Source organism: Oerskovia paurometabola (genome assembly GCF_016907365.1).
Lineage (GTDB): Bacteria > Actinomycetota > Actinomycetes > Actinomycetales > Cellulomonadaceae > Oerskovia > Oerskovia paurometabola.
Genome location: NZ_JAFBBV010000001.1, coordinates 20,700 through 45,399 on the forward strand (window position 1 = coordinate 20,700; position 24,700 = coordinate 45,399).

Annotated in this window: 24 protein-coding genes; 11 read left to right on the forward strand and 13 right to left on the reverse strand. The window is 73.6% G+C overall.

Going from position 1 to position 24,700, the window contains the following annotated elements; all coding sequences use genetic code 11:
- Nucleotides 1-24: 24 nt before the first annotated feature.
- Nucleotides 25-1,110 (forward strand): ATP-binding cassette domain-containing protein, encoded by a 1,086-nt coding sequence (locus JOD48_RS00070; protein ID WP_191791102.1) that lies wholly within the window; start codon nt 25-27, stop codon nt 1,108-1,110.
- Nucleotides 1,107-2,000, forward strand: coding sequence for an ABC transporter permease (locus tag JOD48_RS00075; protein WP_204806568.1), 894 nt, complete (start codon nt 1,107-1,109; stop codon nt 1,998-2,000). The genes JOD48_RS00070 and JOD48_RS00075 overlap by 4 nt, the downstream gene beginning before the upstream one ends.
- A 76-nt stretch (nt 2,001-2,076) precedes the next feature.
- On the opposite strand, the gene JOD48_RS00080 is transcribed toward JOD48_RS00075, so the two are convergent.
- Both JOD48_RS00080 and JOD48_RS00085 read right to left on the reverse strand, forming a co-directional pair.
- A complete protein-coding gene (locus tag JOD48_RS00080; protein WP_191791104.1) occupies nt 2,077-3,570 on the reverse strand; it encodes a restriction system modified-DNA reader domain-containing protein in 1,494 nt (497 codons plus the stop codon).
- Nucleotides 3,571-3,706: 136 nt separating this feature from the next.
- Nucleotides 3,707-4,006 carry an MTH1187 family thiamine-binding protein gene (locus JOD48_RS00085; RefSeq protein ID WP_191791105.1) on the reverse strand — a complete coding sequence of 100 codons (300 nt, stop codon included), beginning with the start codon at nt 4,004-4,006 and terminating at the stop codon, nt 3,707-3,709.
- A 68-nt stretch (nt 4,007-4,074) separates the two neighbouring features.
- Here JOD48_RS00085 and JOD48_RS00090 point away from each other — a divergent pair, with 68 nt between their 5' ends.
- Nucleotides 4,075-4,857 (forward strand): deoxyribonuclease IV, encoded by a 783-nt coding sequence (locus JOD48_RS00090; RefSeq protein WP_191791106.1) that lies wholly within the window; start codon nt 4,075-4,077, stop codon nt 4,855-4,857.
- Nucleotides 4,858-5,049: 192 nt separating this feature from the next.
- On the opposite strand, the gene JOD48_RS00095 is transcribed toward JOD48_RS00090, so the two are convergent.
- From JOD48_RS00095 to JOD48_RS00125, 7 genes are all read right to left on the reverse strand, one after another.
- On the reverse strand, nt 5,050-7,728 hold the full coding sequence (locus JOD48_RS00095) for a phosphoenolpyruvate carboxylase (RefSeq protein ID WP_204806570.1): 2,679 nt from the start codon (nt 7,726-7,728) through the stop codon (nt 5,050-5,052).
- Nucleotides 7,729-7,823: 95 nt separating this feature from the next.
- Complete coding sequence (thiD, locus tag JOD48_RS00100) at nt 7,824-8,624, reverse strand: bifunctional hydroxymethylpyrimidine kinase/phosphomethylpyrimidine kinase (RefSeq protein WP_191791108.1); 801 nt, start codon at nt 8,622-8,624, stop codon at nt 7,824-7,826.
- A 165-nt stretch (nt 8,625-8,789) separates the two neighbouring features.
- Nucleotides 8,790-10,124: an ion channel protein gene (locus tag JOD48_RS00105; protein WP_191791109.1), complete on the reverse strand. Its 1,335-nt coding sequence runs from the start codon at nt 10,122-10,124 to the stop codon at nt 8,790-8,792.
- 141 nt (nt 10,125-10,265) lie between these two features.
- Nucleotides 10,266-10,772, reverse strand: coding sequence for a DoxX family membrane protein (locus JOD48_RS00110; protein WP_204806572.1), 507 nt, complete (start codon nt 10,770-10,772; stop codon nt 10,266-10,268).
- Nucleotides 10,773-11,028: 256 nt separating this feature from the next.
- Nucleotides 11,029-11,652: an FMN reductase gene (locus JOD48_RS00115; protein ID WP_204806574.1), complete on the reverse strand. Its 624-nt coding sequence runs from the start codon at nt 11,650-11,652 to the stop codon at nt 11,029-11,031.
- 169 nt (nt 11,653-11,821) lie between these two features.
- Nucleotides 11,822-13,045 carry an LLM class flavin-dependent oxidoreductase gene (locus JOD48_RS00120; protein WP_204806577.1) on the reverse strand — a complete coding sequence of 408 codons (1,224 nt, stop codon included), beginning with the start codon at nt 13,043-13,045 and terminating at the stop codon, nt 11,822-11,824.
- A 188-nt stretch (nt 13,046-13,233) separates the two neighbouring features.
- Nucleotides 13,234-13,569: a YnfA family protein gene (locus JOD48_RS00125; protein WP_191791113.1), complete on the reverse strand. Its 336-nt coding sequence runs from the start codon at nt 13,567-13,569 to the stop codon at nt 13,234-13,236.
- Between the two features lie 127 nt (nt 13,570-13,696).
- Here JOD48_RS00125 and JOD48_RS00130 point away from each other — a divergent pair, with 127 nt between their 5' ends.
- Nucleotides 13,697-14,389, forward strand: coding sequence for a hypothetical protein (locus JOD48_RS00130; RefSeq protein ID WP_204806580.1), 693 nt, complete (start codon nt 13,697-13,699; stop codon nt 14,387-14,389).
- 15 nt (nt 14,390-14,404) lie between these two features.
- Here JOD48_RS00130 and JOD48_RS00135 read toward each other — a convergent pair whose 3' ends face one another.
- Nucleotides 14,405-15,592 (reverse strand): SLC13 family permease, encoded by a 1,188-nt coding sequence (locus tag JOD48_RS00135; protein ID WP_204806582.1) that lies wholly within the window; start codon nt 15,590-15,592, stop codon nt 14,405-14,407.
- Between the two features lie 158 nt (nt 15,593-15,750).
- Here JOD48_RS00135 and JOD48_RS00140 point away from each other — a divergent pair, with 158 nt between their 5' ends.
- The 4 genes from JOD48_RS00140 to JOD48_RS00155 all read left to right on the forward strand — a co-directional run bounded on the left by JOD48_RS00140 (nt 15,751) and on the right by JOD48_RS00155 (nt 19,379).
- Nucleotides 15,751-16,752, forward strand: coding sequence for an NAD-dependent epimerase/dehydratase family protein (locus JOD48_RS00140; protein WP_204806583.1), 1,002 nt, complete (start codon nt 15,751-15,753; stop codon nt 16,750-16,752).
- A 117-nt stretch (nt 16,753-16,869) separates the two neighbouring features.
- Nucleotides 16,870-18,009: an ABC transporter permease gene (locus JOD48_RS00145; protein ID WP_204806585.1), complete on the forward strand. Its 1,140-nt coding sequence runs from the start codon at nt 16,870-16,872 to the stop codon at nt 18,007-18,009.
- The gene (locus JOD48_RS00150; RefSeq protein ID WP_204806588.1) at nt 18,006-18,716 is read left to right on the forward strand and encodes an ABC transporter ATP-binding protein; all 711 of its coding nucleotides are present in this window, start codon (nt 18,006-18,008) and stop codon (nt 18,714-18,716) included. The genes JOD48_RS00145 and JOD48_RS00150 overlap by 4 nt, the downstream gene beginning before the upstream one ends.
- Before the next feature lie 51 nt (nt 18,717-18,767).
- Nucleotides 18,768-19,379 (forward strand): TetR/AcrR family transcriptional regulator, encoded by a 612-nt coding sequence (locus JOD48_RS00155; RefSeq protein WP_191791119.1) that lies wholly within the window; start codon nt 18,768-18,770, stop codon nt 19,377-19,379.
- Here JOD48_RS00155 and JOD48_RS00160 read toward each other — a convergent pair.
- Entirely contained in the window at nt 19,364-19,846 is a 483-nt protein-coding gene (locus JOD48_RS00160; protein WP_138827107.1) for an Lrp/AsnC family transcriptional regulator, read from the reverse strand. The genes JOD48_RS00155 and JOD48_RS00160 overlap by 16 nt on opposite strands.
- A 190-nt stretch (nt 19,847-20,036) precedes the next feature.
- Between JOD48_RS00160 and JOD48_RS00165 the strand changes: the two genes are divergently transcribed.
- On the forward strand, nt 20,037-21,374 hold the full coding sequence (locus JOD48_RS00165) for an NAD(P)/FAD-dependent oxidoreductase (RefSeq protein ID WP_204806590.1): 1,338 nt from the start codon (nt 20,037-20,039) through the stop codon (nt 21,372-21,374).
- A 55-nt stretch (nt 21,375-21,429) separates the two neighbouring features.
- On the opposite strand, the gene JOD48_RS00170 is transcribed toward JOD48_RS00165, so the two are convergent.
- Nucleotides 21,430-21,819 (reverse strand): MerR family transcriptional regulator, encoded by a 390-nt coding sequence (locus JOD48_RS00170; protein WP_191791122.1) that lies wholly within the window; start codon nt 21,817-21,819, stop codon nt 21,430-21,432.
- A 66-nt stretch (nt 21,820-21,885) separates the two neighbouring features.
- Between JOD48_RS00170 and JOD48_RS00175 the strand changes: the two genes are divergently transcribed.
- Both JOD48_RS00175 and JOD48_RS00180 read left to right on the forward strand, forming a co-directional pair.
- Nucleotides 21,886-23,226, forward strand: a complete 1,341-nt coding sequence (locus tag JOD48_RS00175) for an MFS transporter (protein ID WP_204806592.1) — start codon at nt 21,886-21,888, stop codon at nt 23,224-23,226.
- A 132-nt stretch (nt 23,227-23,358) separates the two neighbouring features.
- Complete coding sequence (locus tag JOD48_RS00180; protein WP_204806594.1) at nt 23,359-23,754, forward strand: hypothetical protein; 396 nt, start codon at nt 23,359-23,361, stop codon at nt 23,752-23,754.
- 95 nt (nt 23,755-23,849) lie between these two features.
- Here the strand turns inward: JOD48_RS00180 and JOD48_RS00185 are convergent, their stop codons facing one another.
- Nucleotides 23,850-24,689 (reverse strand): aldo/keto reductase, encoded by an 840-nt coding sequence (locus JOD48_RS00185; protein WP_204806596.1) that lies wholly within the window; start codon nt 24,687-24,689, stop codon nt 23,850-23,852.
- Between the last annotated feature and the right edge of the window lie 11 nt (nt 24,690-24,700).

Here is a 24,700-nt window from a genome sequence, read left to right on the forward strand (position 1 = left end):
CATCACCCACTCCTGGAGGACACCGTGATCCACACCCGCTCCCTCACGAAGGACTTCGTCGTGAGCCGCCACGAGACCGTGCACGCCGTGCGCGGCATCTCGCTCGACATCGAGCCGGGCGAGCTCGTCGCCGTCCTGGGCCCCAACGGGGCCGGGAAGACCACGACCCTGCGCATGCTCACGACGCTCATCGCGCCCACCTCGGGCAGCGCGACCGTCGCGGGGTACGACGTCGTCGCGCACCCCGCGCAGGTCCGTCACCACATCGGGTACGTCGGGCAGGGCAACGCTGCGGGCCACAACCAGCGGGCCGTCGACGAGCTCGTGACGCAGGGCGTCGTGTACGGCCTCGACCGCCGGGCCGCGCGCCGTCGGGCCGACGAGCTGTTCGAGGCGCTCGACCTGACCGCGCTGCGCACGCGCAAGGTCGCGGACCTCTCGGGCGGGCAGCGTCGCCGCCTCGACGTCGCGATGGGCCTCGTCCACTCGCCGTCGCTGCTGTTCCTCGACGAGCCCTCGACCGGGCTCGACCCGCACAACCGCGCGAACCTGTGGGAGCACGTCCTGCGCATGCGGGCCGACGCGCTCGCCGCCACGGGCGACCCCATGACGATCGTCCTGACCACGCACTACCTCGACGAGGCCGACACCATGGCCGAGCGCGTCGTCGTCGTCGACCACGGCGAGGTCATCGCCGACGACACCGCGGAGGCGCTCAAGACGAACCTCGCCGGGGACCGCGTGGTCCTCGAGACCACGCCCGACGACGGCGCTCGCCTCGCGCAGCTCGTCTCGCGCGCGGACGGGGTCCGAGAGGTCGGGACGACCGACGGCACGGGCGTCACCCAGGTCTCGGCCCGCGCCGCGGACGGGCCCGCGCTCCTCCCGGCCCTGCTGCGCGCGGCCGACCACGCGGGCGTCGTCGTCGCCACGGCCCAGGTCCACCGCCCCACGCTCGACGACGTGTTCCTCGCGCTGACCGGCCGCAGCCTGCGCGAGTCGGGCGGAGCAGACAAGGCCAGCACCTCGGGCGGAGCAGACGAGGCCAGCGCCTCACCCACGGCACAGACCACCGAGAGCGTCGCGCTCTCCGGGAAGGACGCAGCATGAGCACCGTCGACACCACGACCACGACCGGCGGCGGTCCCGCTCCCACGCGCCCGCAGCCCGGCTCCGGCTCTGCGTCGGGACGCCCTGGAGCCCGCCCCCGCGGCCGGCTCGCGAACCTGGGCCGCGACACCTGGATCGTCCTGGTCCGCGAGCTGCGCCCCCTGCTCCACGACCCGTTCTCGGTCGTGTTCGGCCTGGTGCAGCCGCTCGTCTTCCTCGCGCTGTTCGGCCCCCTGCTCGTCGGGACGCTCAGCGGGCAGGACGGCGGCGCGACCGGGACGCTGGGCGGCAGCGTCTGGCAGTGGTTCGTGCCGTCGATCCTCGTGATGACGACGCTGTTCGGCACGTCGACCACGGGCGCCAACCTCCAGCAGGAGCTCAACACCGGCGCGCACGAGCGCATGCTCGTCTCGCCGCTGTCCCGACCGTCGCTGCTCCTGGGACGCGCACTCAAGGAGATGGTCCCGATCGCGGCGCAGTCGGTCGTGGTCGTGCTCGTGATGCTGCCGTTCGGGTTCGAGCTCTTTCCCGTCGGCGCGGTCCTCGGGCTGGCGATGCTCGCGATCTTCGGCGTCGGGGTCGGGTCGCTCAGCTACGCGCTGGCCCTCGCGGTCCGCAAGCAGGAGTGGATGTTCTGGCTCGTGCAGCAGACGCTGCTCTTCCCGCTCATGATCCTGTCCGGGATGCTGCTGCCCCTCGAGACCGGCCCGTCGTGGATGCGGGCCGCAGCCCACCTCAACCCCCTGACCTACCTGGTCGACGCCGAGCGCGCACTCTTCGCGGGCGACCTGACCTCGTCGGCCGCCGCCTGGGGATGGGTCGCCGCGCTGGTGACCGCCGCCGTCGGGCTGGCCGTGGGGATCAGGACCATGGTGCGCAGCACGGACTGAGGCCCCCGAGGACGACGCAGGGGTGGCACGCCCTCGGCGTGCCACCCCTGCGTCCGCCGCTCCTGCGGCAGGGACCTCAGGCGTACTGCTCGCGGAACGCGTCCGTGAGCGTCGGCCCGCCGTCGCCCAGGCGCCACACGCTCCACCCGTCGGCCGTCGCCGTGCCCGAGGCCGCGATCGCCGCGGCGTCCGGGTGACGGAAACGGGCGCCGTCGGTCAGCTCGATGAAACCGTCCGGGTACAGGACCGCCTCGAAGCGCTGCCCACGACGCGGGCGCGACCACACGAGCGACACGGGCGTGCCGAACGCCCGGGCGAGGGCGTGCAGGTCCGGGTCGTCGTCCGGGTCGTCGTCCAGCACGGAAGCGGGCGGGGCCGGCGGGGCCGGCACGAGGTCCTGACCCAACGGGTCGATCGAGCTGAGGGCGTCGACCACCGGGACGTTCACGGGCGGCTGATACGACAACGGGTCGTACGCGGGCGCCTCTGCCTCGTACGACTCGCGCGTCAGCACCGACTCGCGCGTACGGATGGACTCCCGGGTCCGGATGGACTCGCGCGTCAGGATCGAGGCACGGCTCGGCGTGCGCGACGACAGCGCGTCCTCCGCAGCCTGCGTCGACGAGTAGCGGCCGAACTCGGACGCCTCGTCCGCGGGCGGCGACGCGAGCAACGGCACGGGCGGGACCGGCGGCGCCTGCGGGACGGGCGGCACGGAGAGCTCGTCGGGCCGACCGCGGTCCGCGCCGAGCAGGGGCTCGTGGACCGGTTCGAGCGTGCCGGTCACGTCCGCCGAGCCCGCGGCGCTGCCGTAGACGGTCGCGGTGGGCTCGAGCTCGGAGCCCCGGCGACGGTCGGAGCGCGAGCGCTGCGTGACGATCGGCAGCTTGCCCGTGAGCGCACGGCCCACCGCGACGCCTTCGGCGAAGTCCGCGGTGCGCTGCGCCGAGCGCGTCGGCTCGACGGCCGCGCGGCGGGGGGCGGCCGGGGCCGACGGACGTGCGGTGCGCTCGGGCACGAGCGGCGAGACGTCGACGAACCTGCGCCCGTCCGCCCCGTGCATCACGCCGAGCTTGAGGACCGACACCGACGACCCGGGCTGGCGCAGGAAGTCCAGCGCGTCGACGATGCCGTCCTCCGCGCTCGAGCAGATGACGATCAGGCGGGCCCCGGTGGCCCGCGACGTCGCCTGCGAGCGCGTGAGCGGCACGTTGTCGTAGAACGTCGTGACGTCCTGCTGGAACCGCGCCGCGCCCCCGGCGTAGCGGCCCGCGAGCTCGGCCCGCGTGAGCTGCCCGGCGCGGCCGGCATGGTTCATGGCCCGCGTCAGGGTCTCCTCGGTCAGCTCCGAGACGACCTCGATCACGACGGGAAGGCCCGCGGCGTCGAGTGCGAGCAGGTGCGGCTCGTCGATCGACGCACCCTGCCTGACGGGGAAGATCTGCTCACCGAGCAGGCCGTCCAGGTGGCCGTCGACCACGCGCTGCGCGACCGTGCCGAAGCCCCCACCCGCCGGCTGCGACGGGCGGACGAGAACTGGACGCTCGGCGTCCACCTCGAAGAGGGGCATCTTGGTCTCCTGCGGCTCGGGAAGCGACCTCGAACGCTGCCCGGGACGGCGGCGTTGCCGCATAGCCTACGACGCCCGTGCGAGCGACTCGAACGAGTGCGTTTCACCCACTGGGACGAGGGCGTCCCGGTGGGTGTCAGTCCTTGGCCAGACGCTCCTCGACACGCTCGACCTTGCCGGTCAGCTCCCCCGTCCGACCTGGGCGGATGTCCGCCTTGAGCACCAACGAGACGCGATGCCCGCCGGCCCCCGCGGCCTCGGTCGCGCGCTTGACGACGTCCATGACCTCGTCCCACTCGCCCTCGATCTCGGTGAACATCGACGTGGTCCGGTTCGGCAGGCCCGAGGCGCGGACGATACGGACGGCCTCGGCGACGGCGTCCGTGACGGACTCGCCGGCACCGAGCGGGGCGACGGAGAAAGCGAAGATGGCCATGAGCCCATCATGCCGCGTCTCGGGTTCCGCCGTGCCGGGCGTCCCCCGCTGCACGTAGCGTGGGGCTCATGCGAATCGGAGCACACGTCGACCAGGCCGATGCCGTCAACCAGGCACGAGCGATCGGCGCCGACCAGGTCCAGGTCTTCCTCGGCGACCCGCAGGGCTGGAAGGGCGCCGAGTTCACCTACCCCGGCGGCGCCGAGGCACTGCGCGCGGACGCCGCGGCCGCGGACCTCGACCTCTACGTGCACGCGCCGTACGTCATCAACGTCGCGAGCACCAACAACCGCATCCGCATCCCGAGCCGCAAGTCGCTCCAGAAGATCGTCGACGGTGCGGCCGAGATCGGCGCCAAGGGCGTGATCGTCCACGGCGGCCACGTGACCGCGAACGACGACGTCGCGGTCGGCTACGACAACTGGCGCAAGGCGATCGACGCGCTCGACGCCAAGGTGCCCGTCCTGATCGAGAACACCGCGGGCGGCGCCAGGTCGATGGCCCGCACGATCGAGAGCATCGGGCGGCTGTGGGACGCGATCGGGGCGGCGGAGGGTGGCGACCAGGTCGGCTTCACGCTCGACACGTGCCACGCGTGGGCGGGCGGGATCGACCTGAGCACCGCCGCCGACCAGGTCCGCGCCGTGACGGGCCGCATCGACCTGGTGCACGCGAACGACAGCCGGGACACGTTCGACTCGGGCGCGGACCGCCACGCGCACTTCGGCGACGGGCTCATCCCGCCCGACGAGCTGGTCGCGGTCGTCGCCTCGGCCGGGGCGCCCGTGATCTGCGAGACGCACGGCGACATGGGCCCGGACATCGCCTGGTTGCGCTCGCGCCTGGGCTGAGCGGCCCGACGGCGCCGCTCGCCCCGGGTGGCCGGGTGCGGCCGGGCGTCGCGATCGTCGGGTTGGCCGACGTCCGACCGGCCGAACCGGACGGCCCCTCGCCGAACATGCGGTTGCCGTCGGTCGAGCATGCGGTTGGCGTCAGTTTCGGGGTGGAGACGGACGCCAACCGCATGTTCGGCACCGAGAAGGTCAGCCCGTGTTCTGCAGGCCCGCCGCGACGCCGTTGACCGTGAGCAGCAGCAGGTGCTGCAGGCCGTCCTTGTACTGCCCCTCGGCGCCCGAGCGCAGGCCGCGCAGCGCGCGGAGCTGGAGCAGCGAGAGCGCGTCGACGTACGGGCTGCGGAGCTGGACCGCGCGCCCCAGGACCCGGCGACCGGCCAGCGGCCACTCGTTCCCGGAGATCTTGAGGACCCACTCGCGCGTCAGGCGCAGCTCGTCGAGGATCTTCGCCGCGAGGTCGTCACGGTCGCCCAGCGCGAGGTAGCGCTCCGCGATCCGCTCGTCGGCCTTGGCGAGCGACATCTCGACGTTGTCGATGAGCGTCGCGAACAGCGGCCAGTCGCGGTGCGCCTCGCGCAGCCGCTCCAGGTCGCCGAACTCCTGGAGCGAGGTGCCCAGGCCGTACCAGCCGGCGAGGTTGATACGGGCCTGCGACCAGGAGAACACCCACGGGATGGCGCGCAGGTCCTCGAGCGACTCGACCGACAGGCCGCGGCGGGCCGGGCGCGAGCCGATCGGCAGCAGGCCGACCTCCTCGAGCGGCGTGACCTCGGAGAACCACTGCGGGAAGCCCTCGCTGCGGACCAGCGCGTGGAAGTGCTCGCGCGAGGACGAGTCCAGGGCTGCTGCCACGTCCGCGAAGCGCGCGGTGGCCTCGGCGTTGCGGCGCTCGACCGACGGCGCGGAGGCGAGCAGCGTCGCGGCTGCCACCTGCTCGATGTGCCGGGCGGCGATGGTCGCGTCGCCGTAGCGGGCGGTGATGACCTCGCCCTGCTCGGTGAGCTTGAACCGCCCGTCGACCGAGCCCGGGGGCTGGGCCAGCACGGCGCGGTTCGCAGGACCGCCGCCGCGCCCCAGGGCGCCGCCCCGGCCGTGGAACAGCGTCAGGTTGATCTCGTGGCGCTGGGCCCACTGAGCGATGCGGCTCTGCGCCGAGTGTAGGGCGAGGGTCGCCGAGACCGGGCCCACGTCCTTGGACGAGTCCGAGTAGCCGAGCATGACCTCGACCTTGCGACCGTTCTCCGCGAGGCGGCGCTGGACCTGGGGCAGCTCGAGCGCCGCCTCGAGGATCTCGACGCTCGCCTCGAGGTCCGCGAAGGTCTCGAACAGCGGGATCGCGTCGATCACGGGTGCGTCCTCGGCGCCCTCGAACGCGAGCTCGGCGAGCTGGTAGACCGCGGCCAGGTGCTCGGGCTTCTGCGTGAACGAGACGATGTAGCGGCGCGCAGCACGGATGCCGTAGCGCTGCTGGATCGAGCCGATCGCGCGGTAGGTGTCGAGGACCTCGCGCGTGCGGTCGGACAGCTGGCCGTGCACGCCGTGCTCCGCGATCTCGGCGAGCGCGGCCTCGTGGACCTGCGAGTGCTGACGGACCTCGAGCTCGGCCAGGTGGAACCCGAAGGTCTGCACCTGCCACACGAGCTGCTGCAGGTCTCCGTAGGCGGCGCGTGGCGCGCCCGCGGCGATGAGCGAGTCCTGGACGACCTTGAGGTCGGCCTCGAGCTGCTCGGGCACCGCGTACGCGAGGTCCGCGTCGCGCAGACGGGTCGCCGCGATGCGGCGCGCCACGACGAGCATGACCGCGCGGTGCGGCTCGGCCGGGGACTCGGCGGCGGCCTCGGCCGTGATGGCCTCGGAGAGCTGTCGCTGCTTCTGCCACAGCGAGCGCAGGCCGTCGGACGCGGGCGTGCCCTCCTCGTCGAGCGTGAGGGTGCGACCGATGCGCTGGGCGGCGCGCTCGAGGGCCTGGAGGGCGTGGTCGGCCGCGATGGCCGCGGCCTGGCGCGTGGTCTCCGCGGTGACGTTCGGGTTGCCGTCGCGGTCACCGCCGATCCAGGTGCCGAGGCGCACGAACGGTGCGGCGAGGGGGCGGTCGTGGCCCGCCTTGTCGGCCAGCAGCCAGTCGTCGAGGCGGCGGTAGACGGTCGGGAAGACCGTGAAGAGGGTCGCGTCGAACACGCTCATCGCGGTGCGGACCTCGTCGAGCGGTGAGGGCTTCGCCGCGCGGATCGGGGACGTACGCCACATGCCGTCGATCTCGGCGAGGAGCTTGCGCTCGTTCTCGGCGAGCGACGCGCCGCCGACCGGCAGGGCGTCGCGCTCGGTCAGCAGGCCCGACAGGCGCCGGATCGACGCGGAGATCGCCCGGCGGCGCGCCTCGGTCGGGTGGGCCGTGAGGACAGGGCGGAACTCGAGCCGCTGGAGGCGCGCGAGCGCCTCCTCGTGCCCCACCTCGTCCGCGAGCTGCGTGAAGGCCTCGGGCAGCGTGTCGTCGACGACCGACGGCGCGAGCTCGGCCTCGCGGTCGTGCAGGACACGCACGCGGTGGTGCTCCTCGGCCAGGTTCGCGAGGTGGAAGTACACGGTGAACGCGCGGGCCACCTGCTCGGCGCGCTCGTGGCTGAAGCTCTCGACGAGCCGCTCGGCCTCCTCGAGCGCTGCGTCCGCGTGCTCGCCGTACGCGCGGATCGAGAGCTCGCGCAGGCGCTCGACGTCGTCGAGCAGGGCGGGATCCCCCGACTCCGTCAGGACCGTGCCGAGCAGACGGCCGAGGAGCCGGACGTCGTCGCGCAGCGGCGCCGGGACCTCGTGCCGGGCGCCCGTGCGGCCGTTGCCGTCGGTGGATGCGGGGGAAAGGTTGTCGGTCACGGGTCCGTAGCCTAGGCGCTCCGCGGGTCGGCACGTCGACGGCGTCTGCCTGGTGGTCGCTCGTGACGGGGTGCAAGACCCCGCCACGTGCGGGGTCAGTCGGTGTACGCGCCCTGCCACACCGTGTCGAACGGCGCGTGCGAGCTCACGCGCGCCTCGATCGCCTCGGTGACGATCTGCTTCGCCACGCCCACGGCGCGCTCGACGTCGTTGCCCTTGGCGAGCTCGGCCGTGATCGCCGCGGCGAACGTGCAGCCCGCGCCGCTCACGCGCTCCTCGCCCACCTTGGGGACGGAGAAGACCGTGATCTCCTGGCCGTCGAACAGGACGTCGACCGCGTCCGGTCCGGGCAGCTCGACGCCGCCCTTGACGACCACGAAGTCCGGGCCCAGCGCGTGGATGCGCTCGGCGGCCTCGACCAGGTCGTCGACCGACTCGATCTTCTCCATGCCGGACAGGACCTTGGCCTCGAACACGTTCGGCGTGATGACCGTGGCGAACGGCAGGATCTTCTCGCGCAGCGCGGTGTCGGTGTCGAGGGCCGCGCCCGGCTCCTGGCCCTTGCAGATGAGGACCGGGTCGAGGACCACGTGGTGCCAGCGCTGGCTCGCGAGCGACTCGGCCACCACGTCGATCGTCGCGGGCGTGCCGAGCATGCCGATCTTCACCACGTCGAGGTCGTACGTGCTGGTCGCGGCCTCGAACTGGTCCGCGATGACCTGCGGCTCGACCGGGACGAACCGGTGGCCCCAGTCGTTCTTCGGGTCGAACGACACGATGCACGTCAGGGTCCCGACGCCGTAGACGCCCAGCTCCTGGAACGTCTTGAGGTCGGCCTGGATGCCGGCTCCCCCGGTGGCTTCCGATCCGGCGATGACGTACGCGAGGTTGACCATGGTGCTGCCTGTGTCCTTCGAGAAAGGTGTGGTGGGCCCGGGCCGAGCCCCCGGGAAAGCCTACGCCGCGTCGGGGCGCAGGGACCCACGAGGCGGGGCCGCCGCCGGGGTGCCGTCACCGCCCCGGTTGCCGTACCAGCCCCGCCTCGTACGCCCCGAGGACCGTCAGTCGCCGCCCGTGCCGGCGCGAGGCACGGGCTCGTCCGTGACCTCGGGGGCCGCGAGCATCTCGGGAGCGCTGCGCACCAGCAGCCACGCGGGCAGGATCGCGAGGCACAGCACGGGCAGCACCCCGACGTCCCCGACGACCGCGACCGCGACGAACAGCGCGATCCACCCGTCCCGCCCGACGGCCAGGACCACGCCCAGGACGCCGCTCGCGACCGAGAGCCCGAGCGGCGCTCCCGGGAACGCCGCGTTCACGGCCACCCCGGCCGCGACCCCGATGAACACCGCGGGGAAGATCCGCCCGCCCCGGAACCCCGCTGCGGCCGCGATCACGAGCGCCACGAGCTTGACCGCGAAGATGAGCACCAGGTTCCACGTCGAGAAGTCCGCGCGCTGCTGGACGAGCTCGAACGACTGCTGGGAGCCCTTGAACAGCGTGAGCGGGCCACCGATCGCGCCCAGGACGCCCAGGACCACGCCGCCGAGCGTCACGTACAGGACCGGGTTGCGCATGCCGTGGAAGAACCGGTGCACGTACGGGAACGCGAGCACGCCCAGCAGCGCGGCGCCCGCCGCGACCGTCGCGACCGCGAGCGAGATGCCGACGTCGCCGATGTCCGGCACCCCGAGGTCGGGCAGGTCCATCGACGCGAACGGACGCCCGAACGCGTCCATGGTCATGGCCCCCGCGCCGGCCGAGACGAGCGGCAGGAACAGCCGGTCGAACAGCGGGCCACCCCGGGGGAAGCCCGCGACGACCCCCGTGAACACGAGCGCGGCCGCGACCGGGGTCCCGAACAGCGCACCGATCGTCGCGGCCGCCGCGAGCATCACGACGAGGTCCGTCGGCACCTTGGGCCACAGTCGCGCGACCAGGGCGACGAGCAGCGCGGTGTTGATCGCGATGATCGGGTTCTCGGGCCCCAGGCTCACTCCCCCGGCGAGCCCCAGCACCGTGACGACCGCGAGGCTCGGCAGCACGCGCAACGGCAGCGGGGGCGCGATGAGCTCGGTCGTCGCGGAGTCGCGGCCGCCGTGTCCCGGGACGAGCCACACGACGAGCCCCACGAGCAGGCCCGCACCGGTCAGCATCCCGAAGATCCACCAGCGCGAGTCCGGGTCCACACCGAGCGCGCCCGGCAGGACCGTCCACAGGACGTCCTCGGCCTCGGCGGACAACCAGTCGAGCGCGTACAGCACGAGCGCCGAGATCACGCCGACGAGCACCGCCGGGACGCTCAGCCGCAGCAGGTTGCGCAGCGCAGGGGCGTCCGGCGGGAGCGCGGCGGGCGGCGCCGGGTGGGAGGTCACGTCGTCGTCCCTCGCAGGCATGCGCCCAGCGTGGCACGCGGGTGCTCCGCGCGCGCCCCGGGGGACGGGGCGCACCGGGCCGCGGGCCCCGTCGTCGAGATGCGGCCAGGTGGGGTCACGGACGGACCGTGACCCCACCTGGCCGCATCTCGCGTCGAGCCGTCAGGCCGTGCGACGAAGCCGCGCCCCCAGCGCGTACGCCCCGACGACGGTCGCCGCGGCGACCAGCACCACGTCCTTGAGGACGTACTGCCCGAGCAGCGTCATGCCCGAGCCGAACAGCTCGTCGAAGAACAGCACGGTCGGGGCGAGGATCCCGACGAACGCGCCGGCCATGACCACGAGCCCCGCGCGCAGCCAGTAGCCCGTGACGAGCGCGGCCCCGATGAAGCACTCGACGACCGCGGTCGCGACCACGGCGACCGTGCCGTGGACGAGCCCCAGGGTCAGGGTGTCGATCGTGCGCTCGGCGACGACCTCGGCCGGGCTCGCGCCGGGGAAGAACTTCAGGACCCCGAAGCCGAGGAAGACCAGGCCGAGGGCGACCCGCAGGGCAGGGACGGACCAGCGGGTCAGGAAGCGTGCGAGGGCGTCGACGGCGTCGCTCACGTGGGTCGAGACGGAGCCTCGGCGGGAGATCGCCGGACCGTTGACGGAGAGGGTGGACATGGACGTGCCTTTCGGGAGGTGGTGGGTTGTCGGCGCCGCGTCGTCGGGCGCACACCGAGAAGGAGACCTCCCGGGCGACGGGTGATGCGGGTCACCCCGCGTTTCACCCACCCTTCAGCCCCCGGGCAGCCGAAGGCCCCGACGGCGAACCGTCGGGGCCTTCGTCTCCCGCACCGCTGCGGGTCCCCGGCGCGCACCCCGGTCCCTCGTCCGGGTCCACCACCCGGCGCGCCGGTGGGTCTTCGCGCGGGACCCCCTACTTGCCGAACATCTGCGCGAACGACGGCACGCCGTCGAACATGCCCGTCGCGGTACGCGGGTCGCGGGCCGCGAGCGTGGTCGCGAGCTCCTTGGCCGCGCGGCGGATGCGGGCCGGGAGAGGGCCCGCGTCGTGCGTGCCGTCCCCCTCGGCCGCCCAGTCGTCCGTGGCCGCGAAGACCGAGGTCGTCGCGACGTCGGCGTGCAGGTAGGTGAACAGGGGGCGCATCGAGTACTCGACGGCCAGCGAGTGGCGCGACGTGCCACCCGTGGCGCCCAGCAGCACGGGCATGCCCTGGAGCGAGTCCTTGTCGAGGATGTCGACGAAGGACTTGAACAGGCCCGAGTAGGTGGTCGTGAACAGCGGGGTGACCAGCACGAGCGCGTCCGCGCCCGTGACCTTCTCGATCACCTCGGCGAGGTCACCGCTCGCGAAGCCCGTGAGCATCGCGTCGGTGATGGCGTGGGCGACGTCGCGCAGCTCGACGGTCGTGACCTCGGCGGCGACGCCCAGGTCGCCGAGCTCGGCCACCGTGGCGGCGGAGAGGCGGTCGGCGAGGAGGCGGGTCGAGGACGGCTGGCCGAGGCCGGCGGAGATCGCGACGATCTGGCGAGCGGTCATGAGGTGGTGCTCCTGGTTCGTGAGGGTTCTTCGAGTGTGCCGCACGGTGCGTGCGGCGGGCGGTGCGTGGCCCGGTGGTGCTGGGGGCCGGTGGTGCTGGGGGCCGGGCCGCCCCTGGCCACAAGGGCGGCCCGGCCCGCCCGGGACCGCTCCCGGGCGGACGGTCGGGTCAGAGACCGAACGCGGAGCCCTGGCGGGCGCCGCCGCCGGTGCCCGTGGCCCTCTCGGCAGCCTCGGCCGCCTGGATGTCGTCCTCGGCGGTCCGGCCCGTCCAGTGGTCGGCGGCCGCGACGACCTGCTCCGCGATCTTGCCCTCGGCGCGGGCCTTCGCGACGCGCTGGGCGTGGCTCGGCGGGTCGCTCGGGACGTGGGCGGGACGCTTGGCCTCCATCTCCTTGCGGAGCACGGGGACGACCTCGCCGGCCAGCAGGTCGATCTGCTCGAGGACCGTCTTGAGCGGCAGGCCCGCGTGGTCCATGAGGAACAGCTGGCGCTGGTAGTCGCCGACGTGCTCGCGCATGGCGCCGTAGCGGTCGATGACCTCCTGCGGGCTGCCCACGGTCAGGGGGGTCTGCGCGCTGAAGTCCTCGAGCGACGGGCCGTGCCCGTAGACGGGCGCGTTGTCGAAGTAGGGCCGGAACTCGCGCACGGCGTCCTGGGAGTTCTTGCGCATGAAGACCTGGCCACCGAGCCCGACGATCGCCTGGTCGGCCTTGCCGTGGCCGTAGTGCTCGAAGCGCTGGCGGTAGTACTGGACCATCTGCTTGGTGTGGCTCATGGGCCAGAAGATGTTGTTGTGGAAGAAGCCGTCACCGTAGTAGGCGGCCTGCTCGGCGATCTCCGGGGTGCGGATCGAGCCGTGCCAGACGAAGGGCGCGACGCCGTCGAGCGGGCGCGGCGTGGCCGTGAAGCCCTGGAGCGGCGTGCGGTACTTGCCCTGCCAGTCCACGACCTCCTCCTCCCAGAGGCGGCGCAGCAGCGCGTAGTTCTCGATCGCGAGGTTGACGCCCTCGCGGATGTCCTTGCCGAACCACGGGTAGACGGGGCCGGTGTTGCCGCGGCCCATCATGAGGTCCATGCGACCGTCCGAGATGACCTGGAGCATCGCGTAGTCCTCGGCGATCTTCACCGGGTCGTTCGTGGTGATGAGCGTCGTGGAGGTCGACAGGATGATGTTCTTCGTCTGCCCGGCGAGGTAGCCGAGCATCGTCGTCGGGGACGACGGGACGAACGGGGGGTTGTGGTGCTCACCCGTGGCGAAGACGTCGAGGCCTGCCTCGTCCGCGTGCTTCGCGATGGTGAGCATGGACCGCACGCGCTCGGTGTCGTTGGGCGTGCGACCGGTGACGGGGTCGGTGGTGACGTCGCCGACGGTGAAGATGCCGAACTGCATGGGGGTTGCTCCCTCGTCCTACAAGTTGATGCATTTGCATGTACTTGGAGGAGAACCGGGAGGGTCCCGGGGTTATTCCCCGGACCCGGAGGTGGCGTGGGTCACGCGGGAATCCCGCCCGCCCGACGGCGGAGCGCACCCTCGCGGAGAAGGTGCGCTCCGCCGTCGGGCACCCTGGAGAAGGCCTCCTACGCCGGACGCGGCGCGTACATGATCACCGCGACGCCCACGAGGCACAGCAGCGCCCCGAGCACGTCCCACCGGTCCGGCCGGAAGCCGTCGACGGCCATGCCCCACACGAGCGAGCCCGCGACGAACACTCCCCCGTACGCCGCCAGGATCCGCCCGAAGCTCGCGTCGGGCTGGAGCGTCGCGAAGAAGCCGTACAGCCCGAGCGCCACGACCCCCGCCCCGATCCAGACCCACCCCTTGTGCTCGCGGACCCCCTGCCAGACCAGCCACGCACCACCGATCTCGAAGAGGGCCGCGGCCCCGAAGAGCAGGATCGAGCGCAGGACGGTCACGGGGTCTCCTCGGGCGACGACGACGGGCGTGCGGGCAGGGCGCACCCATCCTCTCGCGCACAGCCCCCTCCCAGGCGGACGGGCAAGACTGGCGGGAGGTCGCAGCCCCCGACGGATCGGAGTCCCGATGCCCACCCCAGACACCGAGCACCTCGGCGCCACGCCGCAGGTGGCCGTCCGCCGCGCGCGCTTCGTCGACGTGCCCGGTGTCGCCCGGCTGCTCACCGCGGACCACCCCGTGGTCGACCTCGACGGCGACGGCACCCCCGACGCCCCGGTCGACCCCGAGCAGCTCTCGTCCGCGACCCGCCTCGTGCTGAGCCACGGGATCATGGAGCAGGGCGAGATCTGGGTCGCCGAGGACGCCGACGGGCTGCGGGCCACGACCGTGTGGCTCCCGCCCGAGGTCCCCGCCTTCGAGGACGAGCTGCGCGGGGTCCTGGTGCGCGAGGTGGGCGTCGACCCGCTCGACGAGCCCGCCGACGACGAGCCGGTCCGCGTCGCGACCCGTCAGGCCCTCGACGTCGCCCAGTCCGTGATCGCCGACGCGCTCGACGCCGTCCGCCCGCGCCTCATCCTCGTCGCCGCGGCCGTCGCGCCCGACGTCCAGGGCCCGGCCCGCACCGCCACCCTGCGCCTGCTCGTGGACGCGCCCGCGCGTACCGACCGCACTCCCGACGGCGCCCCCGTGGACGGCCCGCTGCTCACCGCCGTCGTCGACCCGGCCCGGGTCGAGGGGATGGAGCGCATCGGGTTCGTGGAGCACCGGAGCGTGGACCTGGTGCCGCACGGGAGGCTGTGGATCGGTGTGCGGGGCTGAGGGGTTCCGTCCCGGCTACACGACCGCCGCGACCGCGAGCGCCCCGGCGACCACGGCGAGCGGCGCGAGCACGAGCCCCTGCCGGACGAGCGGCCACCAGCCGACCTCGCGGAACCCCATCCAGTGCCGTGAGCACTGGACCCACCACAGCACGGTCGCGACCGACGCCCACGGCGTGACCAGCGGGCCCGCGTTCACGCCGACGAGCAGCGCCGCGAGCCGTGCGGGGTCGCCCGCGGCGGCGGGCTCGAGCGCGAGGTAGGCGGGCAGGTTGTTGACGACGTTGGCCGCGACGGCGCCCGCCCCCGCGACCTGGAGCAGGTCTCCCGTCCCGGTCCCGGTGCCCGCGAACCGGGCGAGCAGGTCGCCGAGGCCGTGCACCTGCCACGCCTCGACGGCGACGAAGAGCGAGGCGAGGACCAGGACGGTCCGCCAGGGCACGAGCTCGCCCACGGGCGCCACGAGGTCGCGGCGCCGCACGAGCGTCACGCCCAGCAGCACGGCGGCGCCGGCCACCGCGACGGCGGCCACGGGCAGCCCGACGGCGAAGCACGCCCCGAGCGCGACCGTCACGAGCGCGGCGAGCGGCAGGAGCACGCGGTCACGCTCGGCGGCCAGCGGGAGCGCGTCGAACGTCCCGAGCAGGTCGCGGCGGTGCGCCACGAACAGGTAGGCGACCGTCACCGCGACCACCGCGAGCGCCGGAAACCACATGGTCGCGGCGTACGGGACACCCGGCTGGAGCCCTGCGAGCCGGTGGGCGGCGAGCAGGTTCGTCAGGTTGGAGACGGGCAGCAGCAGCGAGGCCGTGTTCGCGAGCCCGAGCACGGTGAGCGCGAACGGCAGCGGCCGGGACCCGGTGCGCCGCGCGATCGTCAGGACCACGGGCGTGACCAGGACGGCCGTGGTGTCGAGCGACAGGACGACCGTGCACGTGCTCGCGAGGAGCACCACGAGCCCCCACAGGCGCAGGCGGCTGCCCCGGGCGAGACGCAGCGCCCAGGAGGCCGCGGCGTCGAACAGGCCTGCGGCCGCGCACATCTCCGCGACCACGGTGATCGCGACGAGGAACAGCAGGATCGGCCCGACGCGTGCCGCGAGCTCTCCCGCGGCGTCGAGCGGGAGCCATCCGACCGCGACCACGGACGCCGCCACCACGACGGCCACCGCCCACAGCGGCACCCGCACCCGTCGACCTGCCACGGCGTGCTCCCTCCCCGGCTCACAGCCTCCTCGTCCCGCCCGCGACCGCGAGCGCCCGCTGCGCGACGAGCGGCCGGGTCACTATCGCACGCGCCGAGGCGTCTGCCCTGGGCGTCGTGCGCTTTCGCACCGCGCCCGCAGCGGGCACAGTCGTGGGTATGACGGACGGGACGCGGTTGCTGGTGCTGGGCGGGACGGAGTTCGTGGGGCGGGCGGTCGTCGACGACGCCCTGGCCCGCGGCTGGGACGTCACCACGTTCCACCGGGGCACGCGCGAGGCCCCGCACGGGGTGCGGGTCCGCCACGGCGACCGCACGGTCGTCGGGGGCCTGGACGCCCTCGCGGAGGGCGAGTGGGACGTCGCGGTCGACACGTGGTCCGGGGCCCCGAGTGCCGTGCGCGACGTCACCCGCCTGCTCGACGACCGGGTGGGCCGGTACGTGTACGTGTCGAGCCGGTCGGTGTACACCTACCCGACCGAGGCCGGCGCGGGCGAGGACGCTCCCCTCGTGGAGGCCTCGCCCGACGACGGCGCAGACGTCGACTACGCGCGCGCCAAGCGCGGCGGCGAGCTGGCGGTCGAGGAGTCGTTCGGGCACCGAGCGATCCTCGCGCGGGCGGGGCTGATCCTGGGGCCGCGGGAGAACGTCGGACGCCTGCCGTGGTGGTTGCAGCGGATCGCGCGCGGCGGCCCCGTGCTCGCCCCCGGGCCCAGCGCACTGCCCCTGCAGTACGTCGACGCGCGCGACCTCGCGGCGTTCGTGCTCGACGCGACCGAGCAGGGCCTGAGCGGGCCGTTCAACGTCGTGAGCCCCAGCGGCCACGCGACCATGGGCGAGCTGCTCGACGCGTGCGTGACCGCGACCGGCTCGGACGCCGAGCTGCGCTGGACCGCGCCCGACGTGATCGCGGCCGCGGGCATCGAGCCCTGGACCGAGCTGCCCGTCTGGCTCCCCCCGGGCGACCTGCACGACACCCTGCACCGCGGCGACGTGTCGCGCGCGATCGAGGCGGGCCTGCGCAACCGCCCCGTCGAGGAGACGGTCGCGGACACCTGGGCCTGGCTGGGAACCCTGCCCGACGGCGCCGCTCCCCAGCGCGCCGACCGCCCCCGGGTGGGGCTCGACCCGGACAAGGAGGCGCGGGCGCTCGCGGGCTGACAGCGCTCACGCGAGCCTTCGGATCCCGGGGGACTCCGGCGAAGCAGGTTCCCGTCGCCGTGTTGGTATCCTTGCCGACACGGCGTCGGCAACTCGTGCCCGCCGGGAAGGAGCACCATGTTTCTCGCGTGGCGCGAGCTGTCGTTCGCGCGCTCACGATTCGCCCTGATGGGAGGGGTCGTCGCGCTCGTGTCCGTGCTCGTCGTCCTCCTGTCGGGCCTGTCCTCGGGACTCGTCAACGACGGTGTGTCAGGCCTCAAGAAGCTGCCCGTGACGGCCTTCGCGTTCGGCGCGGACACGTCCGTCGACTCGGCGTTCTCCCGCAGCACGGTCGACCGCGAGCAGGCCGAACGCTGGGCCGCCCGCGACGACGTCGCCGACGCAGCGCTGTTCGGCAACCAGCTCGTCAACGCCGAGGGCCCCGGCGGCGAGGCCGTCGACCTGGCACTCTTCGGCGTCGAGCCGGGGTCGTTCGTCGCTCCGTCCGCGACCGACCTGTCCGGCGGCGAGATCCTCGGGGACCCGCACGGGATCGTCGTCAGCGAGACGGTGACCGAGCTCGGTCTCGGCGTCGGGGACACCGTGACGGTCGAACGGCTGGGCACCGAGCTCACGATCGTCGGCGTGCTCGACGGTCAGCACACGTTCGGGCACGTCGACGTCGCCTACGTGCCGCTCACGACGTGGCAAGAGATCCACGCGGGCGCGGCCGACGGGTCCGAGGTGCGGCCCGAGGCGTACGACGAGGCGACCGCTGTCGCGCTCGCCGCCGTCGACGGAGCCGACCTCGACCTCGCGGCCGGTGACGCGGCCGCCGGCACCACGGCCGTGTCCCTCACCGAGTCCTTCGACGGGTCGCCGGGCTATGCGGCCGAGACGCTCACTCTCAACCTCATCCAGGTCTTCCTCTACGCGATCTCGGCGCTCGTCGTCGGTGCGTTCTTCACGGTCTGGACCATCCAGCGCAAGCACGAGATCGCGGTCGCACGTGCCATGGGTGCCTCGACGTCGTACCTCGTGCGCGACGCCCTCGGCCAGGCGGCGGTGCTCCTCGTGGTGTCCACCGCGGTCGGCATGGGCGCCGGGATCGGCTTCGGCGCGCTGCTCACGTCGACCCCCATGCCGTTCGCCCTCGAAGCCGGACCGCTCGCGCTCGCTGCGGTCCTGCTCGTCGGGCTCGGCCTCGCGGGCGCCGCCGCGTCGGTGGGCCGCATCGCCCGCGTCGACCCCCTCACCGCTCTCGGAGGACAACGATGACCCGCCCAGCCCCCCAGCTCGCGACCACCCCGACGCCCACCCGCGCCGGGCTCGAGCTCGACGACGTCTTCCTGACCCTCGGCGACGGCGACTCGACAGTGACCGCGCTCGACCACGTGCACCTCACGGTCGCGCCGGGCGAGCTGCTCGCGGTCGTGGGTCCGTCCGGAGCAGGGAAGTCCAGCCTCCTGGCGGTCGCCGGGGCGCTGACCCGCCCCTCGTCGGGCACGGTCCGCATCGACGGCGCCGACGTCTCGTCGCTCACCGGGGCACACCAGGCCGCGCTGCGGCGCGAGCGGATCGGCTTCGTGTTCCAGTCCGGCAACCTCCTGCCCGCGCTGACGGCCCTCGACCAGCTGCGGTTCGCGCTGCACGTCGTCGGTGCGAAGGGCAGGGGCCGGGACCCCCTGACGCTGCTCGAGCAGGTCGGCATGGGCCACAAGGCCGACCGGCGACCGCACGAGCTCTCGGGCGGCGAGCGCCAGCGCGTCGGTATCGCCCGAGCTCTCGTCACCGCTCCCGCGCTGCTCCTCGTCGACGAGCCCACGGCGGCCCTCGACCGCGCGCGCAGCCACGAGGTCGTCCGGCTGCTCGCGGCGGAGACGCACGAGCACGGCGTCGCGACGGTCATGGTGACCCACGACCACGACGTGCTCGAGCACTGCGACCGTGTCGTGCAGATGGAGGATGGGAGACTGAGCGCTTGATCCACGTCTCCCTGCCCCGGGCGGGGCAGGGAGACCGTCCTGAGGAGAACCGTGCCCCGCATCAGCGCCCCGACCGTCGCCGAGCACCGCGCGGCGCAGATGCGAGTGCTCCTCGATGCCGCACGGTCGATCCTGGCCGAGACGGGGCGCCCGCCCACGTTCGCAGCGCTCGCCGAGCGTGCGGGCCTCGCCCGACCGAGCGTCTACCAGTACTTCCGCTCTGCGGACGACCTGCTGCTCGCCATGGTCGAGGACGTCTTCCCACGGTGGTCCGCCACGGTCGCGCGGGCCATGGACGCGGCTCCTGACGATCGTGCCCGAGTGGTCGCCTACCTCCGCGCGAACCTCGAGCTCGTCGCCCAGGGCGAGCACGCCCTCGCGACGGCCTTGGCGACCGTCGGGCCGCCGAGCGCCGTGATGGACGGCTCCCGGGCCATGCACGACGAGCTCGTGCGACCCCTCGGTGATGCGTTGCGAGCGCTCGGGAGCCGCGACGTCGAGCGTTCGGCGGAGCTGATCAACGCGATCGTGAACTCCGCCTCACGCATGATCGAGTCCGGCGCCCCCCTCGACGACGTCTGGGGCAGCGTCGAGGAGCTCGTCTCCCCGTTCCTGGACCGCCTGGTCGAGGGACGGCACGGCGACGTTCACGGCCGCAGGTAGTCGAAGATCAGTGTCGTGCTCGTGCCCGCGACCTCGGGGCGGACGCTGAGCGTGCTCGCGACGAGGTCCCGCAGCACGGTCGAGTCGCGCACCGCGACGTGCACCATGAAGTCCCGGTCGCCCGTCACGAAGTAGATGCCCTCGACGTTGGGCAGCCCTGCGAGGTAGTCGCGGAACGCCGTGAGGCCCGACCGGGCGTGCGAGTGCAGGCGCACCGCGATGAGCGCCTGGAGGCTCCGGCCCATGGCCGCCGGGTCGATCTCGGTGCGGAAGCCCTGGATGACACCGCGCTCCTGGAGCGAGCGGATGCGCGTGTGGCACGTCGACGGCGCGATCCCGACGGCGTCCGCGACGGCCTTGTTGGTGGCCCGCGCGTCGGCGTCGAGGACGGCGAGGATGCGGCGGTCGGTCTCGTCGAGCACGGCCGCCTGGACCTGCGTCGACCCGGCCCGAAGATCGTTCGGCATGGTCCCCCACTCTCGTCATCCTGGAGAAGATCGTTCGGCCAGGCACCCTTCTCACGAAGAACATGTCAGCCTGCTTGAACCCTACCGAAGATCCCTCCACCATGGGGGTGAGGCGCAACCCGTCTCCCACGACCCGGCCTCAGCATCCTCGAGGCCGGGTCGACAACGTCTCAGGGCAAAGGAGCCCCCGATGACCACCCCGTCACGCACCACCCCTGGTTCCCCCGCCCCCCGCACCGCGGTCGTCGTCGGCGCAGGCATGGTGGGTCTCGCGACCGCCTGGCACCTGCAGCGCCGCGGCGTCGAGGTCACGGTCCTCGACCGCGAGGGGGTCGCCGCAGGTTCCTCGTGGGGCAACGCCGGCTGGCTCACGCCCGGCATGGCCATGCCCCTGGCCGACCCGACGCTGTGGACCTACGCCCCCAAGGCGCTGCTCGACCCGGCCGCGCCCCTGCACGTCCCGGCCCGGCTCGACCCGCGCCTGTGGTCCTTCCTCGCCCGGTTCGCGACCCACGCGACCCAGCGCGCGTGGGACCGCGCGATGGCCGCGCTCACCCCGATCGACCGGCTCGCGCTCGACGCGTTCGACGAGCTCGCCGCGCACGGCGTCGCGGCCCGCTCGACCCCCGGACCGTTCGTCATCGGCTTCGAGGACGAGAGGCAGGCCGCGCCGTTCCTCCACGAGATCGCCCAGGTCGAAGCCGCGGGGCAGGTGGTCCCGCTGCGCCGCATCGACCGGCCCGACGGCGCCGCTCGCCCCTCCGGCGCGTCGCACCCGGGCGACGGTCGAGCGCCCGAGGTGCGCGACGCCGTCGGGCGGCCTGCACAGCTCACCGACCGCGTGCGCGCCGTCTACGCGCTGGAGGGCCAGCGGTTCATCGAGCCCGGACCGTTCGTCGGCGCGCTGGGCGACGCGGTCCGCGCGCGCGGCGGACGCATCCTGACCGGCGCGACCGTCACGGGCCTGCGCGCCCAGGAGGGGCGCGGCGTGCAGGTGCTCGTCGACGGGCAGGAGCCCGTGGTCGCCGACGTCGCGGTCCTCGCGACCGGCGCGTGGCTGCCCGGGCTCGCGAAGCCGCTCGGGGTGCGGACGCTCGTCCAGGCCGGGCGCGGCTACTCGTTCACCGTCAAGACCGACGTGCCCGTCGAGCAGCCGATCTACCTGCCGGCGCGCCGCGTCGCGTGCACTCCCTACCAGGGGCGGTTCCGCATCGCGGGGACCATGGAGTTCCGCGGCCCCGACGAGCCGTTCCAGCCGCGCCGCATCGACGCGATCCTCGCGTCCGTGCGCGACCTGTTCCAGGGCGTCGACCTCGACGACCGGCACGACGAGTGGGTCGGCTCCCGGCCCGTGACCCCCGACGGGCTGCCGCTCGTCGGGGCCACGCGGGCGCCCGGCGTGTACGTCGCGGGAGGGCACGGGATGTGGGGCATCGTCCTCGGCCCCGCGACGGGCAGGCTGCTCGCCGAGCAGATCATGACCGGGACCGCGCCGCCGGAGATCAGGCCGTTCGACCCGCTGCGGTGATAGCCGCCGAGAAGTGAGCAGATGCCCCTGAATCGCTCGGATCAGGGGCATCTGCTCACTTCTCGGCGAGAGCGGCCGCCGGTGCCGCGTCCGCGCGGATGCGCTCGAGGTAGTCGGCGATCGCGTCCCGGTTCCTCGTGAGGGTGTCGATGCGCTCGGTCATCCGCCCCAGCTCGGTCTCGAGCAGCGCGATCTTGTCCGGGTAGGCGTTGTGCAGGTGGATCTCGCGGGGCTGGTTGAGGCACGGCAGCAGCTCGGCGATGATCCGGGTCGGGAAGCCGACCTCGAGCAGGCCCCGGATCTGGAGCACCCGGTCGACGAGGTGCTCGCCGTACTCGCGGTAGCCGTTCTCCTCGCGCTGCGGGGTCAGGAGGCCCTGCTCCTCGTAGTACCGGAGCAGCCGGGTGGCCGTGCCGGTGCGGCGGGACAGCTCGCCGATGCGCATGCGCTACGCCTCTCTCGCGGGTCGGGCTTGACCTTCACATCCATGTCAGACATTCATGCTAACCCTATGACCACCTGCACCGCTCCGACCGAGTCGTCGACCGACGCTCCCCCGACGCTCGCGGCACCCGCCGCACCCGTACCGCCCCCGGCGCCCCACCAGGCGACCACGCACCCCGACCGGACGGGCGCACCCACGGACGCTCCGCCGTCGGGCCCGCGCTTTCCCCTGCTGCCACTGCTCGCCCTGGCCGCGACCGGGTTCGTCACGCTCCTCACCGAGGTGCTGCCCGCGGGCGTGCTGCCCGCGCTCAGCGCCGACCTCGGGGTCTCCGCGAGCGCCGCCGGGCAGACCGTCACGGTCTTCGCGATCGGCGCGATCGTGGCCGCGATCCCCCTCAGCCGCGCCACGGCCCGCTGGCCCCGGCGCCGCCTCCTGCTCACGACGATCGCGGGGTTCGCGGTGGCCAACACCGTGACCGCCGTGTCGTCGAGCTACGCCCTCACGCTCGGCGCGCGCTTCGCGGCCGGGCTCGTCGCCGGGCTGACCTGGGCGCTCCTCGCGGGGTACGCACGGCGCCTCGCCGCGCCGGAGCAGGCCGGGCGAGCCCTCGCGATCGCGATGGGCGGCGCACCGCTCGCGCTGGCCCTCGGCGTCCCGGCCGGGACCGCGCTGGGCGCGACCGTCGGGTGGCGCTGGGCGTTCGGCGCCATGACGATCCTCAGCCTCGGGCTGGCGGCATGGGTGCGCTGGGGCGTGCGGGACTTCCCGGGCGAGCCGCGCGGGACGCAGGTGCCGATCGGGCGGGCGCTGCGGCTGCCCGGCGTCGCGCCGATCGTGCTCGTGACGGGCATGACGGTCCTCGCCTACAACGTGTTCTCGACGTACGTCGCGGTGTTCCTCGAGGACGTCGGGCTCGGTGCGCAGACCGGTGTGCTGCTCGCGGTGCTCGGCGCGACGTCGTTCGCGAGCCTCGTCGTGATCGGTGCCCTGATCGACACGCACCTGCGCGTCATGACGGTCCTCGCCGCGACACTCCTGGGGGTCGCGGGCCTGACGCTCGCGGTCGCGGCAGGCTCCCCCGTCGCGGTCTACGCCGCGGTCGCCGCGCTGGGCTTCGCGTTCGGCGGCAGCGGGACCCTGTTCCAGACGGCGCTCGCGCGAGCAGCGGGTCCTGCGGCCGACGTCGCGCAGTCCGCGTTCGTCACCTCGTGGAACGGGGCGCTCGCGCTCGGCGGGATCGTGGGCGGCGTCGTGCTGGGTGCGGGCGGGTCCGGCGCGCTGCCGTGGGCGACGGTCGCGCTCGCGGTACCCGTCGTGGGGATCGTGCTCGGGGCGCGGCAGCATGCGTTCCCGGGGGTGCGAGGCGCACGGCGGGGCGTGACACGCGAGTCGGCCCGCGGTTGACCCCGCTCGAGATCGGGCTCGTCGTCGCCGGATCACCCGGTCGCACGACAACGGGCCCGATCTCGCGGTGCAAGCACCGGGGGCGTCACGACACAGTCAGGGTGAGAGCGTCAGACACACTGAGGGGGACCGATGCACCGACCGACCCGGCACGCGCTGCCCGCCACCCTCCTCGGGCTCGCCCTCGCACCCCTGCTGGCAACCGGTTGCTCAGGGCCGACGACTCCCGTCGAGAGCCCGACCCCGGTCGCTTCGTCCCCGGAGACGCCCCCGCAGCGAGGCATCCCGTACAGCCTCCACACCCACTGCGGCATCGACGAGCTCACCTACGAGGGCCTCTGGTACCAGCGTGTCGACGGTCCGCTCGACACCGGCGGCGGCGACCCTCCCCGCGACTGGGACAGCCCGTTCCACAAGGGCTGGCTGCTCGTCGAGGGAGACCGTGCCACGTTCACCGACGACGAGAGGAACGAGGTGGTCTTCGAGGTACGCGAGGGCGCGACCGCACCGATCAACGCCTGCGCCTGACCCGGTGAGCTCGAGCACGCCGAGAAGTGAGCAGATGCCCCTGATCCGGGGAGATCAGGGGCATCTGCTCACTTCTCGGCGGCGGGTGCCGCAGCTCAGCCGTTGAACGCGTCCGGGTCCGGCCCGATCCGGCCGTCGGCCCGGTCGAGCCCGTCGATCGCCGCGACCTGCTCGGCCGACAGCTCGAAGCCCAGCACGTCGAGGTTCGACGCGATGCGCTCGGGGGTCACCGACTTGGGGATCGCGACGGTCCCGGCCTGCAGGTGCCAGCGGAGCACGACCTGCGCGGGCGTCACGTCGTGCGCGCCGGCGATCGCACCCAGGACCGGGTCGCCCAGCACGGTCCCCTGGCCCAGCGGGCTCCACGCCTCGGTCACGATCCCGAGCTCGCGGTGGTGCTCGCGCAGGGCACGCTGGGCGAACGCCGGGTGCAGCTCGACCTGGTTCACGGCCGGCGTCACACCCGTGGCCGCGACGACCGCGTCGAGGTGCTCGGCCGTGAAGTTCGAGACGCCGATCTCCCGGACGAGTCCCGCGTCGCGCAGCGCGACGAGCTCCTCCCACGCCTCGACGAAGCGGCCCGCCCCGGGCACGGGCCAGTGGATCAGGTACAGGTCGAGGCGGTCGAGCCCGAGCCGCTCGAGGCTCTGCTCGAACGCGGGACGCACGGCCTCGCGCGCCATCGCGTCGATCCACAGCTTGCTCGTCACGAACACCTCGTCGCGCGGCAGGCCCGCAGCCGCGATGCCCGCGCCGACCCCCTTCTCGTTGCCGTAGGCGGCAGCCGTGTCGATGCTGCGGTACCCGGCGTCGAGGGCGAGCGAGACGACGTGGGCGGCCTCGCCGTCGGGCACCTGGAAGACGCCGAAGCCGAGCTGCGGGATGCTCGTCCCGCCGCGCAGAGCGACCGCGGGGACGGTGGTGGTGCTGGTCATGGTTCCTCCTG

Coding starts and splice junctions, on each gene's coding strand:
- JOD48_RS00165 (WP_204806590.1), top strand. CDS start 20,037: ATGACCACCCCGTCACGCACCACCCCTGGTTCCCCCGCCCCCCGCACC.
- JOD48_RS00180 (WP_204806594.1), top strand. CDS start 23,359: ATGCACCGACCGACCCGGCACGCGCTGCCCGCCACCCTCCTCGGGCTC.
- JOD48_RS00170 (WP_191791122.1), bottom strand. CDS start 21,819: ATGCGCATCGGCGAGCTGTCCCGCCGCACCGGCACGGCCACCCGGCTG.
- JOD48_RS00120 (WP_204806577.1), bottom strand. CDS start 13,045: ATGCAGTTCGGCATCTTCACCGTCGGCGACGTCACCACCGACCCCGTC.
- JOD48_RS00175 (WP_204806592.1), top strand. CDS start 21,886: ATGACCACCTGCACCGCTCCGACCGAGTCGTCGACCGACGCTCCCCCG.
- JOD48_RS00140 (WP_204806583.1), top strand. CDS start 15,751: ATGACGGACGGGACGCGGTTGCTGGTGCTGGGCGGGACGGAGTTCGTG.
- JOD48_RS00115 (WP_204806574.1), bottom strand. CDS start 11,652: ATGACCGCTCGCCAGATCGTCGCGATCTCCGCCGGCCTCGGCCAGCCG.
- thiD (WP_191791108.1), bottom strand. CDS start 8,624: ATGGTCAACCTCGCGTACGTCATCGCCGGATCGGAAGCCACCGGGGGA.
- JOD48_RS00080 (WP_191791104.1), bottom strand. CDS start 3,570: ATGCCCCTCTTCGAGGTGGACGCCGAGCGTCCAGTTCTCGTCCGCCCG.
- JOD48_RS00145 (WP_204806585.1), top strand. CDS start 16,870: ATGTTTCTCGCGTGGCGCGAGCTGTCGTTCGCGCGCTCACGATTCGCC.
- JOD48_RS00090 (WP_191791106.1), top strand. CDS start 4,075: ATGCGAATCGGAGCACACGTCGACCAGGCCGATGCCGTCAACCAGGCA.
- JOD48_RS00105 (WP_191791109.1), bottom strand. CDS start 10,124: ATGCCTGCGAGGGACGACGACGTGACCTCCCACCCGGCGCCGCCCGCC.
- JOD48_RS00085 (WP_191791105.1), bottom strand. CDS start 4,006: ATGGCCATCTTCGCTTTCTCCGTCGCCCCGCTCGGTGCCGGCGAGTCC.
- JOD48_RS00075 (WP_204806568.1), top strand. CDS start 1,107: ATGAGCACCGTCGACACCACGACCACGACCGGCGGCGGTCCCGCTCCC.
- JOD48_RS00150 (WP_204806588.1), top strand. CDS start 18,006: ATGACCCGCCCAGCCCCCCAGCTCGCGACCACCCCGACGCCCACCCGC.
- JOD48_RS00185 (WP_204806596.1), bottom strand. CDS start 24,689: ATGACCAGCACCACCACCGTCCCCGCGGTCGCTCTGCGCGGCGGGACG.
- JOD48_RS00110 (WP_204806572.1), bottom strand. CDS start 10,772: ATGTCCACCCTCTCCGTCAACGGTCCGGCGATCTCCCGCCGAGGCTCC.
- JOD48_RS00160 (WP_138827107.1), bottom strand. CDS start 19,846: ATGCCGAACGATCTTCGGGCCGGGTCGACGCAGGTCCAGGCGGCCGTG.
- JOD48_RS00130 (WP_204806580.1), top strand. CDS start 13,697: ATGCCCACCCCAGACACCGAGCACCTCGGCGCCACGCCGCAGGTGGCC.